Consider the following 17,958-nt stretch of genomic DNA (forward strand, 5'->3'; position numbering starts at 1 on the left):
TTCTGACTTTAAGGAGACCAACCAATGGCAGATCTACTCGTCTCGCCAGCAATCCTCGAGACACTGGCGACAAAGCAGGAATCCGCGCAGAAGGATGCCCAAGCCGCCGCCGACGCACTCAACGGCACCGGAAGCAACTGCTGGCTCACTCACGGCGTCATCAGCGGAAGCTCCGACGGAGCCTTCGACACGATTGAGGGCATCCGCAAAAAGGCGGGCGAAGCTCTCGGAAACGCCAGCCTCCTCCTTGCCGCAAAGCTGCGCACCGCCAAGAAGGCGTACGAAGGCGTCGACTCCGAGTTGGCCGGCAACCTCAACAAGCAGCTGCTCGACAGATAATCATGTCCAGTCCCCTCGCTGCCGGCCGTGCCGGGCTCGTCGACGGTGTTGTCGGCGTCGAGGTGACCATCGACGGCATGCTGGTGATTGCCGACCGATTGCACCTGATCGAATTCCCGACGGCGCTGGGGATCCGGCAGAACATCCCTCAGGACGACTTGCGCAAACTTGTCTGGGACCAGGTGCGACGTGACCTCACCGCGCAAGGGGTGCTCGATCAGTCGGGCCAACCGCACCCGGCGGTGGCGACCATGGTCGACACCCTCAGCAGGCCGGACCGGACCCTGGAAGGCCGTTGGTTCCGGCGCGATGCGGGCGACGTGATGGTGCGTTTTGCCGTGTGCCGCAAGGGCGAGCGCCATGTCATCGCCGCGCGAGACGGCGACCTGATCGCTCTGCAACTCGTGGCGCCACAGGTGGGTCTGGCCGGCATGGTGACCGCCGTGCTGGGCCCGGCGCCGGCTGCCGGTGTCGAACCACTCACCGGGATCGCCACCGAACTGGCCGAATGCACCACCGCGGCCCAGTTGGCCAATCTCGGCGTCCAGCCATCCACTGCCCGCATGTACGCCGAGATCGTCAGCAACCCGAACAGCTGGGTGGAGATCATCGCCGGCCAGCGCCACCCCGGCGGCACCTTCACCCACACCGAGGTGGCCGCCGGCGTCCTCGATTCACCGCAGGGCCGAGTGGTCTCGCTGCCCCGCCGGGTGCACGGCGAGTTGTACGGCAGTTTTCTGTCCGGCACCCAAGAAAATCTGCAGCGGACGTTGAACGGACTGCTCGAGTTCCTCCCGGCGGGCACCTGGTTCGACCCCAGTTCCGATGACGATTCCGCTCACTCCACCAATCACGCCCACGCCTCGTACCGAGGCTGATATCTCTATCTGCCGCTACCGATTTCAGAAAGATGGATCCCATGTCCCAGCACGATGAGCACGACGATCTCTCCGCCTTGGACTTCTCTTCGTATCAGTCCGGATCCGACGACAACGGCCATAAAGATGTGGACGCCCTCGATTTCTCCGTCACCGACGAGAGCGGCGAGGACTCCGCGGTAGAAGCGTTGGACGCTTACGCGCCCATCGAGGACGAAGAGGACGACAACGAGCTGGAGGCCATCGCCGCGACCACCGAGGCCGTCGCGGATGAAGAGGACGAAGAGGACATTGGCCCGCAGTTCACGGTGACCAACCCTCCCGAGACGGTGTCGGTGATAGCACTCATCGACGGCCGGACTCAGCGGGTCAAGCTGTCGCCGACAGCGACCAAGCTGACCGAAGCCGAACTCTCGGAAGAGATCGTCGTCCTTGCCGAGCTGGCCCGGCAAAAGGGACTGGCCGGGCAGCGTTCCTTCGTGATGGACAGTGCCTCCCAGAACGAAGGGCTGCAACAACTGAACGACGCCGGGTTCGACAGCACCCAACTCTTGCGTGACTTCGTGGAGAGCGGCATGCGGTTGCCGACGGCGGAACAGGCCGACGCGGAACAGGCTGAAGTCTTCGCGGCGCGATACTCTTCCGATAAATGAGCGATCATCTGGCTGGTCTGTTCGAAAGCGCGGTCGGCATGCTGCCGGTCGCGGAGTCACGGGCGCTCGACCTTTTCACCGAGATCACGAATTACGACGAAACCGCCTGCGACGCATGGGTCGGCCGCATCCGGTGCGGCGACAACGACCGGGTGACGCTGTTTCGAGCCTGGTATTCGCGGAAGAATTTCGGGCAACTGGCCGGGTCCACCCAAATCTCGATGAACACCCTTGGCGCCCGGGTTGCGATCGGCGGCCTCTACGGCGACATCACGTATCCGGTCAATTCGCCCTTGGCGATCACCATCGGTTTCGCGGTGAACGAAGCGGCGGCGGGTAACTACGCGGATGCCATGGAAGCCGTCGAGGCCAGTCCAGCCGCCGGTGCCGAGCACCTGCTGTCGTGGACCAAGGCGGCGGTCTACGGGGCCGCGCAGCGCTGGACCGAGGTGATCGACGAAGTCCGGGCCGCCGGCAAGTGGCCGGACACGTTTCTGGCCGCCGCCGCGGGCGTCGCCCACGGCGTCGCGGCGGCCAACCTCGGTTTGTTCACCGAAGCCGAGCGTCGACTCACGGAGGCGAATTCCTCGCCCGCGGGTGAAGCGTGTGCCCAAGCCATCGCCTGGTATTTGGCAATGACCCGCCGCGGCCAGGGGAATGAAGACGCTGCCCTGGCCCTGCTGGAGTGGCTGCAGACTACCCACCCGAGCCCTAAAGTCACTGCAGCACTGAAAGATTCGTCTTACCGGCTGACGACTACCAGCGCCGAGCAGATCGCCGCCCGAACCGATCCCTGGGACGCGGGCAGTGTCGTGGCCGACACCTCGGGACGGGAAAAGCTGCTCGCCGAGGCGGAGGCCGAGCTACGACGCCAGATCGGACTGACCCGGGTCAAGGATCAGGTCGAGCGCTATCGCGCGGCGACCCAGATGGCGAGAGTTCGTGCCGCTCGCGGCATGAAGGTCGCGCAACCGAGCAAGCACATGATCTTCACCGGGCCGCCCGGTACCGGCAAGACGACGATCGCGCGGGTGGTGGCCAACATTCTCGCGGGGCTGGGCGTGATCCAGGAACCGAAACTGATCGAGACGGCCCGCAAGGATTTCGTCGCGGAATACGAAGGGCAATCCGCGGTCAAGACCACCAAGACGATCGATCGCGCCTTGGGCGGTGTGCTGTTCATCGATGAGGCCTACGCACTCGTGCAGGAGCGCGACGGACGGACCGACCCGTTCGGGCAAGAGGCGCTTGACACGCTGCTGGCGCGGATGGAGAACGACCGTGATCGCCTCGTGGTGATCATCGCCGGCTACAGCGCCGACATCGACCGGCTGCTGGAGACCAACGAGGGCCTGAGGTCGCGATTCGCCACCCGGATAGAATTCGATTCCTACTCTCCCGAAGAGATCCTCGAAATCGCGAAAGTTATTGCCGCGTCCAATGACTCGTCGTTCAGTTTGGAAGCCTCCGACCATCTGCTGGAGGCGGCCAAACTGCTCAGTCAGCGGACGGTGCGCGGCAAAGCCGGGATCGACATTGCCGGCAACGGGCGCTACGCCCGGCAACTGGTGGAGGCCGGCGAGCAGTACCGCGACATCCGGCTGACCCAGGCCGTCGACTTCGAAGCGCTCGACGCCGATCGTCTCAGCGAGATCAACGCCGAAGACATGGCCGAGGCGATCGCCTCGGTACACGGTCGTCTCAATATCACCGAGTAGGGCATGGCAGGTATTCGGCTCACCACCAAGGTCCAGGTAAGTGGCTGGCGCTTCCTGCTTCGACGCCTGGAACATGCCATCGTTCGCCGCGACACCCGCATGTTCGACGACCCGCTGTCGTTCTACGGCCGGTCGGCCGCGATCGGCATCGTCATCTCGGCACTGATCCTGGTGGGCGCGTTGGCAATGGCCTACTTCAAGCCACAGGGCAAACTCGGCGGCGGCAATTTGTTCGTCGACCGAGCAACCAATCAGCTGTACCTGATGGTGTCCGGGCAGTTGCACCCCGTCTACAACCTGACCTCGGCGCGACTGGTGCTGGGCAATCCCGCCGAGCCCGCCGTCGTGAAATCCGCCGAACTGAGCAAGTTCCCGAGGGGCCAGTCGGTCGGCATTCCCGGCGCGCCCTACGCCACGCCGGTAGCCTCCGATCCCGCGTCGATCTGGGCGCTGTGCGACACCGTCACCAAGGCCGAGACCATCAACCCCACCGTGCAGACATCGGTGATCTCGATGCCGTTGGCCATTGACGACGCGGTCAATCCGTTGCAGCCCAACGAGGCACTGCTGGCCTACTACCAGGGCAAAGACTGGATCATCACGCCGACCGGGCGGCACGCCACCGATCTGGCCGATCGGACCCTCACCTCGGCGGTGGGCATACCCGTGAACGCCAAGCCGAGCCCGCTGTCCGCCGCCGTGTTCAACGCCCTGCCCGACGGCGGATCCTGGCAGTTGAGCCCGATCCCGGATGACGGTGCCCCCAATAGCCTTGGGCTGCCCGACTTTCTGGTGATCGGGTCGGTATTCCAGATCCATGCCCAATCGGGCCCGCAATATTTCGTGGTGCTGCCCGACGGTGTCGCGCCCATCAATGCCAACACCGCGGTGGCGCTGCGGGCGGCCCAGTCGCACGGACTGGTCGAGCCCCCGTCGGTGGTGTCGAGTCTGGTCGTCAGAATCCCCGAGCGCGTGTACAACTCACCTCTCCCCGACGAATCGATCAAAATCGTCAACCGGCCGGATGAACCGGTGTTGTGCTGGACGTGGGAACGCAAACCCGGCGAGCAGGCGGCCAAGACCGCGGTGGTGACCGGTCGGCATTTGCCGATTCCGTCGTCGGCGATGGGCCAGGGCATCAAACAGATCCAGGGTTCGGCCACGGTTTACGTCGATGGTGGAAAGTATTTGCAGCTGCAGTCCCCGGATCCCCGCTACGGCGAATCGCTGTATTACGTCGACCCGCAAGGTGTGCGGTACGGGATATCGGACCCGAAGGCGGCCGCGTCGCTCGGGCTGCAGTCGCCAAAACCCGCGCCCTGGGAGATCATTCGTTTACTGGTCGACGGTCCGGTGCTGTCGAAGGAAGCTGCCCTGCTGGAGCACGACACGCTGCCCGCCGACCCGAGCCCGCGAAAGTTACCCGCAACGCCCGGAGCCGGTTGATGTCGACTAAGAAGTTCACCCCATCGGTCACCCGCGGTCCCCGGTTGACGCCGGGCGAGATCGCCGTCGTACCGCCTGACGACCTCGGTGTCGAGGTCCCGCCCGGGTTCCTGCAGAAAGTACTTCCCTACGTCATGGGCGTCTGCATGCTGGGCATGATCGGGATCATGGTGTTCACCGGCACCAAAGCCTTGTCGCCCTACATGATGATGACGCCGCTGATGATGATCATGATGTCGTTGAGCATGGTGGGCGCCGGCGGAGGCGGCGGCGGCAAAAAAGTGCCCGAGATCAACGCCGACCGTAAGGAATACCTGCGGTATCTGGCCGGACTTCGCCCCCGGGTGACGTCGTCCGCCACCGCGCAGGTGGCCTTCTTCAGCTACCACGCACCTCACCCCGAAGATCTGCTCTCGATCATCGGCACCCCCCGGCAGTGGTCCCGCCCTGCCAGTGCCGACTTCTACGCCGCCACCCGCCTGGGAATCGGTGACCAGCCGGCCGTCGACCGACTCATGAAGCCCTCCGCCGGTGGCGAGCTGGCGGGACCGACGGCAGCACCTCAGCCATATCTGGAGCCGGTCGCCAACATGTGGGCGGTCAAGTTCTTGCGCACCCATGGTCTGATCCACGACTGCCCGAAACTGGTGCAGCTGAGGACGTTTCCGACGATCGCCATCGGTGGCGACCCGGCGGGGGCCGCCGGCCTGCTGACGGCGATGATTTGTCACCTGGCCGTGTTCCATCCGCCCGACCTGCTGGCGATCCGGGTGCTCACGGAAACCCCCGATGATCCAGAGTGGTCCTGGCTGAAATGGCTGCCGCACGCGCAGCATCCGACCGACACCGACGCGGCCGGACCGGTCCGGATGATCTCTGGCCACCCGGAAAGTCTGTCCGATCTCGCCGCACGCGGTCCGCACTCACCCGATTCGACGCCGGGCGGACCCTACGTCGTCGTCGTGGATCTGACCGGCGGTAAAGCGGGGGTTCCGCCCGACGGCCGGGCCGGAGTCACGGTGCTCACGCTGGGCAACCATCGCGGCTCGAACTACCGGATCAGGGTGGCCGCGGATGGGACGGCCGACGACCGACTGCCCGGCCAGCAGTTCCGACAGGTGACGGCGACTACCGACCGCATGTCAGCCCAACAGGCGACGCGCGTGGCGAGAAAGCTGGCCGGGTGGTCGATCACCGGCACCATCATCGACAAGAAGGCCAGCGCCGGCGCCAAGAAGAAAGTGGCGACCGAGTTCTACCAGCTGGTGGGCGCGAAGAGCGTCGAGGACATCACGCCGGCCCGATGGCGGATGTTCGCCGACAAAGACCTCGACCGCCTCAAGATCCCGTTTGGCCACCAGCTCAAGACCGGCGAGGTCATGTATCTGGACATCAAGGAGGGCGCGGAATTCGGCGGTGGACCGCACGGCATGCTCATCGGAACCACCGGGTCGGGAAAGTCCGAGTTTCTGCGCACCATGATTTTGTCGCTGGTCGCGATGCACCACCCTGACCAAGTGAACCTCCTGCTTACCGACTTCAAGGGTGGTTCGACGTTTCTGGGAATGGAGAAGCTACCGCACACCGCCGCTGTCATCACCAACATGGCCGAGGAAGCCGAGTTGGTCGGCCGGATGGGTGAGGTGTTGACCGGCGAACTCGACCGTCGGCAGAACCTGCTGCGCCAGGCTGGAATTCAGGTCGGTGCGACCGGGGCCCTCTCCGGCGTGGCCGAATACGAGAAGTACCGTGAGCGCGGCGCCGACCTCAAGCCGCTGCCAACACTTTTCGTCGTCGTCGACGAGTTCGCCGAGCTGCTGCAAAGCCACCCGGACTTCGTCGGACTGTTCGACCGGATCTGCCGAGTGGGCCGCTCCCTGCGGGTGCACCTATTGCTCGCCACCCAGTCGCTACAGACGGGAGGGGCGCGCATCGACAAACTGGAGCCCAACCTCACGTACCGAATCGCGCTGCGCACCACCAGCTCTCATGAATCAAAGTCGGTGATCGGAACGCCCGAGGCGCAGTACATCACCAACAAGGAAAGTGGTGTCGGGTTTTTACGGGTGGGTATGGAGGACCCGGTCAAGTTCAGCACGCTCTACACCGGTGCCCCTTATGTTCCGCCGGCGCACGCCGAGACCAACGGCGAAGCCCCCGACACGGACGGCGCGCGCAAGGGCGCCCGGGGCGCGCAAATTCGCCATTTCACCGCGGCCCCCATGCTCGAAGACGATGGGATTCCGGCATGAGTCGCGCCGGCGACGATGCAGTGGGGGCACCCCCACCCGCTTGCGGGGGGAAGCGGCGCCAATGAGTGTCGAGAACAAGGGCCGGGCGCTCAGCGAGGTGGTGCTGGACCAACTCAGCACCGCGGAGTCACGGGCGTACAAGATGTGGCTGCCGCCGTTGACGGATCCAACGCCGCTCGACCAACTCGTGGAGCGCGCCAATCTACAACCGTTGTACTTCCCGCTGGGGATCATGGACGAGCCGCGCCGGCACCTCCAAGAACCGTGGGGCGTCGACGTTTCCGGGGGCGGCGGCAACATCGGCATTGGAGGTGCGCCGCAGACCGGGAAGTCGACGCTGCTGCAGACCCTGATGTTGTCGGCGGCCGTTACCCACACCCCGCGCCAGGTCCAGTTCTACTGCATCGACCTCGGCGGTGGCGGGCTGATGTATCTCGACAGCCTGCCCCACGTCGGTGGGGTGGCCACCCGATCAGAGCCCGACCGGGTGATGCGGGTGATAGCGGAGGTGCAGGCCGTTCTGCGGCAACGAGAAGCCACCTTCAAGGAGCATCGCGTGGGTTCGATCGCGTCCTACCGCGAATTGCGCGCCGATCCCAACCAGCCGGTGGCCGCCGACCCGTTCGGCGACGTCTTCCTCGTCATCGACGGGTGGCCGGCTTTCGTCGGTGAGTTCCCCGACCTCGAAGGACACGTTCAGACGCTGGCGGCGCAGGGGCTGTCGTTCGGCGTCCACACCATCATCACCACGCCGCGCTGGACGGAACTCAAAGCGCGCGTGCGCGATTACCTCGGTACCAAGATCGAGTTCCGGCTGGGCGACGTCAACGACACCCAGTTGGACCGCGCCACCCGCGACATCCCGGCGAACCGACCGGGCCGGGGGATGTCGGTAGAGAAGCACCACCTGATGATGGGCGTGCCCAGGCTCGACGGCGTCCACAGCACCGACAACCTGGTGGAGGCGATCACGGTCGCGGTGAATCACGTTGCGGCGCAGACCACGGAGGAGGCGCCGCGGGTCCGGGTGTTGCCGGAGCGCATCCACCTGTACGAGCTCGACCCGAGCCCACCCGGCCCGGAATCCGACTACCGCAGTCGCTGGACCATTCCGGTCGGCATCCGCGAGACGGACCTGTCGGTGGCCTACGCCAACATGTACGCCACGAACCACCTGCTGATCTTCGGCGCAGCCAAGTCGGGCAAGACAACCATTGCCCATGCCATTGCCCGGGCCATCTGTGCCCGCAACAGCCCGGACCAAGTGCGCTTCATGCTGGCGGACTACCGTTCCGGTCTCCTGGACGCGGTGCCGGAGAGCCATCTCCTCGCTGCCGGAGCGATCAACCGCAATGCGCAATCGCTGGACGAATCCATCAAGGCGCTCGCGATCAACCTGCAAAAGCGCTTGCCGCCGGCCGACCTGACTACCTCGCAGTTGCGCTCCCGGTCATGGTGGACGGGATTCGATCTGGTGCTTTTGGTCGACGATTGGCACATGATCGTCGGTGCTTCCGGCGGTATGCCACCAATGTTGCCGTTGGCTCCATTGTTACCGGCGGCTCCGGATATCGGATTGCACATCATCGTCACCTGCCAAATGAGCCAGGCTTATAAGTCGACCATGGACAAGTTCGTCGGTGCCGCCTTCGGGGCGGGATCCCCGACCCTGTTCCTTTCCGGCGACAAGCAGGACTTCCCTTCGAGAGAGTTTCAGGTGAAGCGACGGCCTCCTGGCCAGGGATTTCTGGTCACGCCGGATGGCAAGGACGTCATCCAGGCCGCCTACATCGATCCTCCAGAAGAAGTGCATCCAGCATCGGGGGCGGGCGGTTAGGATTATCGCAACGCCCATTACGGGACCCGGAACTAAACCGCGATAAGCGGCCCGGGGACCGGCATTGTGCGATTAGGCTTTCACCGCGACAGAAATGGTTTGCGTTCACGCAGAATTTGATATTTGTTCACGCGCAATTCGAGGAGGGCGCCGCCGAATGCAACCCATCTCGAATCGTTCGCGTGGCAGGAATCTTCGCGCAACAGCAAACCGCAATAACTAACCCACCACGCACCTCGCAACCAAGGGAGACGGAGCCATGCTGTGGCACGCCATGCCACCGGAGCTGAACACCGCACGGCTGATGGCCGGCGCGGGTCCGGCGCCGATGCTCCAAGCCGCCGCGGGGTGGGAGGCGCTGGCCGCCTCGCTGGAGGCGCAGGCCGCCGAGTTGGCCACCCTCCTGGCCGCCCTCAAGGGATCGTGGACCGGGATGGGCAGCGAGCGCGCGACGGCCGCGGCCGCGCCGATGGTGACGTGGTTGGAGACTGCCGCGATGGCCGCGCAGAAGCGGGGCATGCAGGCCGCGGCGCAGGCGGCCGCATACGTGAAGGCGTTGGGAATGACGCCGTCGCTACCGGAGATCGCGACGAACCACATCACCCACACGGTTCTGACGGCTACCAACTTCTTCGGTATCAACACGATGCCGATCGGCTTCAACGAAGCCGACTACTTCGTCCGGATGTGGAACCAGGCCGGCGGCGCCATGGACATCTATGCGGCCGAAACTCTGGCCAACACAACGTTCGAACCCCTTCCCGAGATGACGCCGATCGTCGCACCCGGGGTGGGCGAGGCCGAGACAGCCGGGCTGCTGGGCGCCATGGCCCAGACGGCCTCCGGCGATGGGTCCTCGGCTTTGCTTCAGGCCGCAACCGACGCGGCGGACGACGCGGACGACGTAGACGACCTCGCCCCCACCCCTGGCGGCATGGACCAAATCTCGCAGTTCATGGGCGGATTGGGCCAACTGGGCGCACCCATGCAGCAGCTGATGCAGCCGCTGCAGCAACTGACGTCCATGGCCGGCCAGTCGTCCACCGGCATGGGCGGATTGGGGGGTCCGGCCGGCGTGGGCGCTGATCTGGCGGGCGGGAAGCTGGGCGGCACCGGCGTCGGTCAGGTGGGCCTGCTCGGCGCGCCTCCACTGTCCAGCCATCCGTTGGCGGGCGGATCCGGCGCAAGCGTGGGCATGGGGCTGATGCACGCGGAGACGTTGCCCGGATCCGGCGGCTCGGCGGCCCGCACATCCATGATGTCCGAATTCATCGACAAGCCCGTCGGCCCCGCCGGCGCCAGCGCCGGATCATCGGCCGCAGGCGGCGCCGCACCGATGGGTGCCGCGGGAGCCGGTGCGCAATCCGGCACGGGCTCCAAGCCTGGTCTGGCCCCGGTGGCGCTTGCGCGAGACGACGAAGAAGGCAAAACCGTCCACTACGACGAGCTGCACGACGTAGACGACGGAGACGACTGGTGAGCATCCACCACAGCAGACTTCCCGGCCGCCCGGGCCGGAAGACTTGCCATCACTTGGCGAGGACAGAGCACACAGAAAAGAGTCCAACATGGCAGAAATGAAAACCGATGCCAGTGCCCTCAGCGCGGAGGCCGCCAACTTCGACCGGATCGCCAGCGAGCTCACCACGGTCATCAACGGGGTAGAGCACACCGGCGGCGAACTGGCCGGCCACTGGAAAGGCTCGGCCGGCTCGGCGGCGCAGCAGGCGTTGGGTCGCTTCCACGAAGCAGGCCAGGCGCAGATCAAGGCGCTCACCGACATTCACGAGAAGATCAGCCAGGCCGGTATCCAGTACAGCCGGACCAGCGACGAGCAGACCAGTGCCCTGCAGTCGCAAGCATCGAACATGGGCTTCTGAGCCCACCTAACCCCTCAACATCAGATAGAAGCGGAGAAAAATTATGTCCGAAGCACAGTCATGGAATTTCGGCGGTATCGAGGCCGGCGCGAGTGCTATCGCGGGATCGGTGCAGACCGTTCACAGTCTTCTCGATGAAGGCAACCAGTCGCTCGGCAAGCTTGCCGAGGCGTGGGGCGGTACCGGTTCGGAAGCCTACCAGGCCGTCCAGAAGGACTGGGACTCAAAGTCTCTCGAACTCAACAACTCATTGCAGTCGCTGTCGACGGCGATCAGTGAGGCCAGCCAGACGATGTCCCACACGGAGTCCGGCGTCACCGGGATGTTCACCTAGAACGCACACAACATCGAAATGCGGGATCGGGCGAGTTCAACCTGATGGGAGAACTCGCCTCTTCTCGTGTCCCACCGAATAGCTAGATTTCTGAGAGGTTCTCATGGGAGCCGATTACGACCGGCTCTTTCAGTCGCCCGCGGGGGGCGAGGTCCCGGACGACGATTCGGGATTCGACATCGATGCCGGCTTCGACATCGATGCGGCTGGCGGCGCGCCGCCCACGCCGACGAGCGCGCCCACAACCCCTGCCCAGGCTCCGCCTCCCCTGCCGGTCGACTGGAGCGACCCACCCCCGCCAGCGCGGCAAGCAACGCCCCGGCCCCCCATGCCGGTGGACCGGATCGACCCACCCCCGCCACCCCAACCCGGACCCCCGCGGACCCCCATGCCGGTCAACTACGACCAGCTCTTTACTCCGGGCGAAGATATCGAAACCCACTCGGACACAGCGGGTTCGGAATTCGACGTGAATTCGGGATTCGATGCGAGCGCGCCACCGACTCCGGCCGGCTCACCCAAGCCCAACGGGCACGCACCGCCCCCGATGCCGGTCGACTGGAATGACCGAGCCACACCGCCCCGGCCCGAAAACCACCGGCCCCCAATGCCCGTCGATCGGAACAGCCAGCCCCCACCGGCGCGGCCGAAACCGCCGCCGATCGAACCCGACCCCCCGCCGGCGGCCCTTGCCCCGCACACACGACCCGCGCGTCACGGGCCTCGCGACCCCGCCGAGACCCGACCCACCCCCACCTCCAACGCGCCACACAGCCGTCGTGCCAACCCGGAACAGCGCCGCACCAAACCTGACCCCCCGCCACCACGGTCACGCCCGGGACCACCTGCACCGGCGGCCAATGGCCGCCCGGCTCCCCCGCCGCCGCGGCGCGCTAGAAGCGTTGCACCACAACTAGATTCGCCATCACCGCAGGCGCCCGGCGATCAACCCTTACCCGGCGCGACTTCCCATATCGCGGTCAAACCCGCCAAGAAGTCGACTACCCGGATGGTTTCCCGACGAGGCTGGCGGCGTTGGGTTCATAAGCTGACGCGCATCAATGTGGGATTGTCACGCGACGAGAAATACGACTTGGACCTACGCAACCGTATTCGCCGCAGTCCCCGCGGTTCCTATCAAATCGCGATTTTGGGTCTGAAGGGAGGAGTCGGCAAGACGACCGTGACAGTCACCCTCGGTTCGGCGTTCGCACAGGTGCGGCGCGATCGGATCCTGGCTTTCGACGCCGATGCGAGTTGTGGGAACCTCGCCGATCGGGCTGGACGCCAGTCCGACGCTACCATCGCGGATCTGTTGGCCGACAAAGATTTAACGCACTACAACGATGTCCGCGCGCATACCAGCGCTAACGCGGTCAACCTCGAAGTACTTCCCGGGGAGGACTACAGCACGGCACGTCGCGCGTTCAGCGAATCGGATTGGCACTATGCGTCAGACGCGGTATCGAGGTTCTACAACCTGGTGCTGGCCGACTGCGGGGCCGGACTGTTCGACCCGGTGACCCGAGGTGTGCTTTCGACGGCGTCGGCGGTGGTTATCGTGACCAACGCATCGGTCGACGGAGCCCGGCAAGCCGCGGTCGCGATCGATTGGCTGCGCAATAACGGCCATCAGGATCTACTGGCCCGCGCAACGGTGGCGATCAACCACGTGTCCCCGGGAGAAACCAATATCGCTGTCGCTGATCTGGTGCGGCAGTTCGAGCAGTATGTACAGCCCGGTCGGGTCATCGTGTTGCCCTGGGATAAACACATCGCGGCCGGCACCGAGATTCAGTTGAGCCTTCTGGACCCCATGTACAAGCGTAAGATCCTGGAGCTAGCCGCAGCATTGTCCGATGATTTCGACAGGGGTGAACGTCGTTGAGCGCGCCCACCGCCACTGAAACTGCTGGCGGCGCGGGAGCCGCCGCCGCTCCGGCAGCCCCGGGCGCCGGGGCGGCCAAGCCCTCGACCACCCGGGTCACGATCCTTACCGGCCGGCGGATGACCGATGTCGTGCTGCCCTCCTCGGCGCCGATAGAAACTTATGTCGACGACACCGTCTCGGTGTTGGCTGAAATCTTGGGAGAAACGCCGGCGGATGTCCTCGCCGGTTTCGATTTTGCCGCGCAGGGCGCGTGGACGTTTGCCCGCCCGGGAGCCCCCCCGCTGCAGGCCGACCAATCATTGGACGACGCGGTCGTCGTCGATGGCTCGTTGTTGACCCTGGTACCGGTGAGTCGTACCGAGCGGTACCGTCCGCTCGTCGAGGACGTCATCGATGCGATCGCGGTGCTGGACGAATCGCCGGAGTTCGACCGGGCGGCGCTGAATCGCTTTGTCGGGGTGGCCATTCCAGTCGTGACGTTGGCGATGACCGGAATCGGCGCCGTGGCGTGGGCGGCTAACGGGCACCATCTGTGGTGGCCGATCGGGTTAGGGGCCGCGGGGCTGATTGTCTTGTTGGGCAGCTGGGCCGCCAACAGGTTCTATCGGAACCCGAACTTGTCGGAGAGCCTGCTGGCGACTGCGTTTCCCCTGATCGTGGTGGCCGTCGCCATGGCCATCCCGCGACCGCGCGGGATGGTCGGCTCGTTGGGGCCGCCGCAGTTCGCCGCCGGCGCCGCGGCGCTGCTGTTCTTGACGCTGATCTCGCGGGGCGGTCCTCATCGCCGTATCGAGCTTGCCTCGTTCGCCGCGGTCACGGGGATCATGCTCACCGCGACCGCCTTCGCCTACGGATACGGCTGGCAGCAGTGGGTGCCGGCAGCGGCAATCGTGTTCGGTTTGTTCACCGTGACCAACGCGGCCAAGTTGACCGTCGTCTTCGCACGGATCGCCCTGCCGCCGATCCCCGCTCCCGGCGAGACCGTGGAACACGAGGAATTGCTTGATCCCATCGCGGGCGAGGAAGCCACCGGAGACGAAGAGACGCGGACCTGGCAGGCCATCATCGCGTCGGTGCCGGATTCCGCCGTGCGACTTACCGAACGCAGCCAACTCGCCAAGCAGCTGCTGACCGGGTTCGTCGCGGCCGGCACCCTAATTCTTGCCGCCGGTGTCATCGCGATTTTGGTGCGCGGACACTTCTTCGTGCACAGCCTGGTGGTGGCCGGTTTGGTGACGGTGATGTGCGCGTTCAGATCGAGGCTCTATGCGCAGCGCTGGTGCGCGTGGGCGCTACTGGCGGCCACCGTCGCCATACCCATTGGGGTGACCATCCGGTTGAGCATCTGGTACCCGCAAAGCGCGAAGTGGTTCGTGGTTGTTCTGTTGGTGGGAGGCCTGATCGCGCTGGCGATAGTGGGCGCCGCGGCCGGCTTCCGGCGAATCACGCCGGTGATGAAGCGGGCCCTGGAATTGTTCGACGGCGCCGTAGTCGCGGCCATTCTCCCGTTATTGCTCTGGATAACCGGCATCTATGACACAGTCCGCAATATCCAATTCTGACCCGGTCGGGCACTGCGACGATGAACCGAGAAATATTGCTGCACTTGGCATGCAGCGACTTCGGTAAAATCTCTGTGATAGCCACGCACACAAAGGGACGAGACCATGACTGAATCACTGGTGGTGGACCCCGCTCGGCTCAAAACTAACGGGATCGCCGTGCGCGACCAGGTATTGCCTGCTGCGCCACCACCGATTTCGGCGACCGGAGCCGATTCCGTGTCGGCGGCCATCAACCAAACGATGCCGATAATCGAATCTCCCGTGATCACCGGGTTGCCGGATGTCCAAGCCGCGCTGACCAATACGGGATCGAAAATCGTCACTGCGGCCGAAATGTACGCCCAGACCGACCAGTTGCTCGGCGAGCACGTCGCCAAGGTTCAGTTCCTGGCCACGGCCGAACCCGCCGGGACGGACCCACCGGCGAGGGCCGCGGCACCCAGACTGCCGGGTGCCGAGACGACGGACAAGAACGACGACAAGACTCCCGACAAGAAGCCCGACAAGAAGCCGCAACCGGCCGCACCCAGCAATCTCAATCAGCTGGCGGGCCTGACCCAGGCGGCGCAACCCCTCACCCAGGGCATGCAAGGCCTCATGCAGAGCGTGCAGCAGGCCGGCGGAGGCATGGGCAACGCGGGCGCGGCGCCGGCAAAGCTCGCCGACGACACCAAGAAGGACGGCACGCAAGAGCCGGCCGACGAATCGCGCTTGGTCGACGCAACGACGAAGGACGCCGACGGCGCCGCGTCGGGCAAGCAAGGCTCCGGGAGTGCTCCCGTCCAGGCTCCGGCCGGCGGCCGACCGCAGACGACGCAGCCAGAGACTGCGCTCTGACCGCTAAGCCGGACTTAACAAGCGCGGGTCGGCCAGGGCATCGCTGAGCAGCCCCGCCAGGTATTTCCAGTACATCCAGTCGGCGACGGCATTGCGCTGAATCACAAGGTCGTCCGCCGTGTGCGCCTCCCTGAGGAGGACTTCTTCGGCGTGTGCGGCGTAGGTCTGGAACGCCAGTAGGTGCGCAGCTTGGCGGCCGGGCGCGTCGCTGGCCAACGGCTTCATGACCTCGAACCACAACAGGAACCGATCATCTGCTGGTGCATCCGGTGCATCGGCCACGGCCTCCGGAAGCGGCATCTGGGCCAGCAATTCCCCCATCCGCATCGGCCCCGCGCCCGGCGCGACGAGCACCGCCGCCGCCTCCGGTTCCACCACCGCCGCGGGTTCGGGTTGCGGCTCACGCGCCGGCTCGGGTGCCGGCTCGGCCCCGACCGGTGCTGGCGGCAACAGGTCGACCAAGCGCTCATGGGGAGTCGTGGCCAGCAGCTCCGCCGCCTCGGGATCCACGACCTCCAGCCGCGACCGACCGACCATTTCACCGGTGTCCGGGATGTCGTCTCGCTCCAACACGATCTTGGCCACCCCGGCGTCCGAATTCGCCAACTGCTCCTCGGTGCCGATGACCGCCCGCAACTCTTTTTCGTGGTGCTCCGCCCAACCCCGCACCGCCATCACCGGATAGGTGGCCCAGCGCGCCCGCTCGGCGGCGGGGATCGTCTCGTCGCCGCTGGCCAGGTACACCTTGGGCGGCAACTGCACCTCTTCGGGGATGTAGGCCAGACCAAAGCTATTGGCCACCACGATCAAGCCGTCGGTGGTTACCCCGGTCACCCAGAAGAACCCGAGATCCATCCCGCCGCCGCTGTCCGCCGCGTTGAGCGCGGCACCGATGCGGCGTGCCAACTGCAGCGCGTCGGGCCCGGCTCGCCGCGCCGCATCAGCCTTCGCGGCCTCGGCGACCGCGTCACGTTCCAGCCGTGCGGCCGAAACCGGGATCGCCACAGCCGGCGCCGCCACCACCGCTTCCGCGATCTCGGCGCGGTCAGCATGCGTCGGTTGGGCGCGGGGCTTGCTCTTGCTCGACGGTCGGGCGCTGGCTGCGGGTTGCGTACTGGCCGACTTGTCGGCGGGCTTCTGCCCTACGGGCCCACCCGACCTGGCGCCCGAGCCGGAGCCGCCGCCCGCTCCGCCGGCTCCCATCGGCGCGGTCGGCACGCCACTGCCCCCGGCCTGCGCCCCGGCTGCCGATTCCTCGCCAGGTGTCACCGACGCCGGCGCGACCCCCGGCCCCGACGCCGCAGCGGGAGTTACGCCCTTGCCGCCGGCCGCACCCCCGCCTGGCTGTGCTCCCCCGGCCGCCGGACTCAACGGCACTGCCGGAGCCGCCGGGCCCAGCGGAGCCGACGGTCCACTGCCCGGCACCGCCGGGCTGGGCCCGACCGGGGTCAGCGGCCGCGGTCCGGCCGGTCCAGCCGCCGGAGGGTTGTTCGGCAGCAGACCGCCGCCATCCAACGGGGGAGTCGTCGGTGTGAGCCCGCCCGTTCCCGGCGTCGCCGGCGGCGTGAGTTGACCCGTCCCCGGCATGCGGGGCGGCTTGGGCCCACCCGTTCCCGGCATGACGGGAACCTGCGGTGCGGGCCTCGGCCGCGGGGACGGCGGCCCGGTGGGACCGTCCGGCATGACGACGGGCGGCGGTGTTTTCTGGTCGAGCAGATCCTGCAGGGCGTTGGCCGGCGGCTTCCAGGCCTTGCTGACCAGGACCTGAGCGGCGGTGCCATCGACGATGCTTTCATTGGCCCCGTGCGTCGCGTTGACCACCGCTTCGATCTGCTGGTTGCGCTCGGCGTCGTCCAGGCTGGTGTCAGTCTCCAGGGCGTTGATCGTTCGATGCGCCTCGACGACGTTGTCGGTGATGTCCGACTTGGCCTGCACGACGACCTGGGCAACGTATTTGTGCCAGGTGATCACGGTGGCGAGACCGTTTTGCAGGGTCACCATCTGGTCGAGGAGCGTCCCGAATTCGCCGTTGGCAGCACCCGCGGCGCTCCCCGACCAAGTACCTCCGTCGAAGATCTCGGCCCGCCGAGACTGGCTGGCCTCCATGACATCGGTCGCTTGCCGCAGAACCTGCGTGTACTCCTGGGCCCGGTCGTAGAAGACTTGCTCATCGACGTCCGGCCACCCGCCCGGATCAAGCATCTGCCCGGCATATCCCCCCGTCGGCTTCGCGAGGCCCATCAGCTACTCCTCTCGCCACGCGGGACTGCCGGACATCATGATTAATAAGCGTAATCGAGGTCCAGGCAAGCTAACTGCGGCAAAATT

General features: G+C 65.9%; 14 protein-coding genes. 13 read left to right on the forward strand and 1 reads right to left on the reverse strand.

Annotation, left to right across the window (positions count from 1 at the left end; all coding sequences use genetic code 11):
- The first annotated feature begins 24 nt into the window (after positions 1-24).
- The 13 genes from OK015_RS01175 to OK015_RS01235 all read left to right on the forward strand — a co-directional run bounded on the left by OK015_RS01175 (position 25) and on the right by OK015_RS01235 (position 15,630).
- On the forward strand, positions 25-339 hold the full coding sequence (locus OK015_RS01175; protein ID WP_268128617.1) for a type VII secretion target: 315 nt from the start codon (positions 25-27) through the stop codon (positions 337-339).
- 2 nt (positions 340-341) lie between these two features.
- Complete coding sequence (locus tag OK015_RS01180) at positions 342-1,217, forward strand: ESX secretion-associated protein EspG (RefSeq protein WP_268128619.1); 876 nt, start codon at positions 342-344, stop codon at positions 1,215-1,217.
- 41 nt (positions 1,218-1,258) lie between these two features.
- Positions 1,259-1,870: a hypothetical protein gene (locus tag OK015_RS01185; protein ID WP_268128620.1), complete on the forward strand. Its 612-nt coding sequence runs from the start codon at positions 1,259-1,261 to the stop codon at positions 1,868-1,870.
- Positions 1,867-3,588 carry a type VII secretion AAA-ATPase EccA gene (gene eccA, locus OK015_RS01190; protein ID WP_268128622.1) on the forward strand — a complete coding sequence of 574 codons (1,722 nt, stop codon included), beginning with the start codon at positions 1,867-1,869 and terminating at the stop codon, positions 3,586-3,588. Before OK015_RS01185 ends, eccA begins: the two co-directional genes overlap by 4 nt.
- 3 nt (positions 3,589-3,591) lie before the next feature.
- Positions 3,592-5,034 carry a type VII secretion protein EccB gene (gene eccB / locus OK015_RS01195; RefSeq protein WP_268128623.1) on the forward strand — a complete coding sequence of 481 codons (1,443 nt, stop codon included), beginning with the start codon at positions 3,592-3,594 and terminating at the stop codon, positions 5,032-5,034.
- Positions 5,034-7,286, forward strand: a complete 2,253-nt coding sequence (gene eccCa, locus OK015_RS01200) for a type VII secretion protein EccCa (RefSeq protein WP_268128624.1) — start codon at positions 5,034-5,036, stop codon at positions 7,284-7,286. The genes eccB and eccCa overlap by 1 nt, the downstream gene beginning before the upstream one ends.
- 61 nt (positions 7,287-7,347) lie before the next feature.
- Positions 7,348-9,123, forward strand: a complete 1,776-nt coding sequence (gene eccCb, locus OK015_RS01205; protein WP_268128625.1) for a type VII secretion protein EccCb — start codon at positions 7,348-7,350, stop codon at positions 9,121-9,123.
- A 259-nt stretch (positions 9,124-9,382) separates the two neighbouring features.
- Positions 9,383-10,603, forward strand: a complete 1,221-nt coding sequence (locus OK015_RS01210; protein WP_268128626.1) for a PPE family protein — start codon at positions 9,383-9,385, stop codon at positions 10,601-10,603.
- A gap of 88 nt (positions 10,604-10,691) precedes the next feature.
- Complete coding sequence (locus tag OK015_RS01215; protein WP_268128628.1) at positions 10,692-11,003, forward strand: WXG100 family type VII secretion target; 312 nt, start codon at positions 10,692-10,694, stop codon at positions 11,001-11,003.
- A gap of 43 nt (positions 11,004-11,046) precedes the next feature.
- Positions 11,047-11,337: a WXG100 family type VII secretion target gene (locus OK015_RS01220; protein WP_268128629.1), complete on the forward strand. Its 291-nt coding sequence runs from the start codon at positions 11,047-11,049 to the stop codon at positions 11,335-11,337.
- Positions 11,338-11,440: 103 nt separating this feature from the next.
- The gene (locus tag OK015_RS29160; RefSeq protein ID WP_268128631.1) at positions 11,441-13,225 is read left to right on the forward strand and encodes a MinD/ParA family ATP-binding protein; all 1,785 of its coding nucleotides are present in this window, start codon (positions 11,441-11,443) and stop codon (positions 13,223-13,225) included.
- Positions 13,222-14,790 carry a type VII secretion integral membrane protein EccD gene (gene eccD / locus OK015_RS01230; protein WP_268128632.1) on the forward strand — a complete coding sequence of 523 codons (1,569 nt, stop codon included), beginning with the start codon at positions 13,222-13,224 and terminating at the stop codon, positions 14,788-14,790. Before OK015_RS29160 ends, eccD begins: the two co-directional genes overlap by 4 nt.
- Before the next feature lie 105 nt (positions 14,791-14,895).
- Positions 14,896-15,630, forward strand: coding sequence for a hypothetical protein (locus OK015_RS01235; RefSeq protein ID WP_268128634.1), 735 nt, complete (start codon positions 14,896-14,898; stop codon positions 15,628-15,630).
- A gap of 3 nt (positions 15,631-15,633) precedes the next feature.
- On the opposite strand, the gene OK015_RS01240 is transcribed toward OK015_RS01235, so the two are convergent.
- Entirely contained in the window at positions 15,634-17,871 is a 2,238-nt protein-coding gene (locus OK015_RS01240) for a secretion protein EspK (RefSeq protein WP_268128635.1), read from the reverse strand.
- Positions 17,872-17,958: the final 87 nt, after the last annotated feature.

It is taken from the genome of Mycobacterium sp. Aquia_216 (assembly GCF_026723865.1).
Classification (GTDB): Bacteria; Actinomycetota; Actinomycetes; order Mycobacteriales; family Mycobacteriaceae; genus Mycobacterium.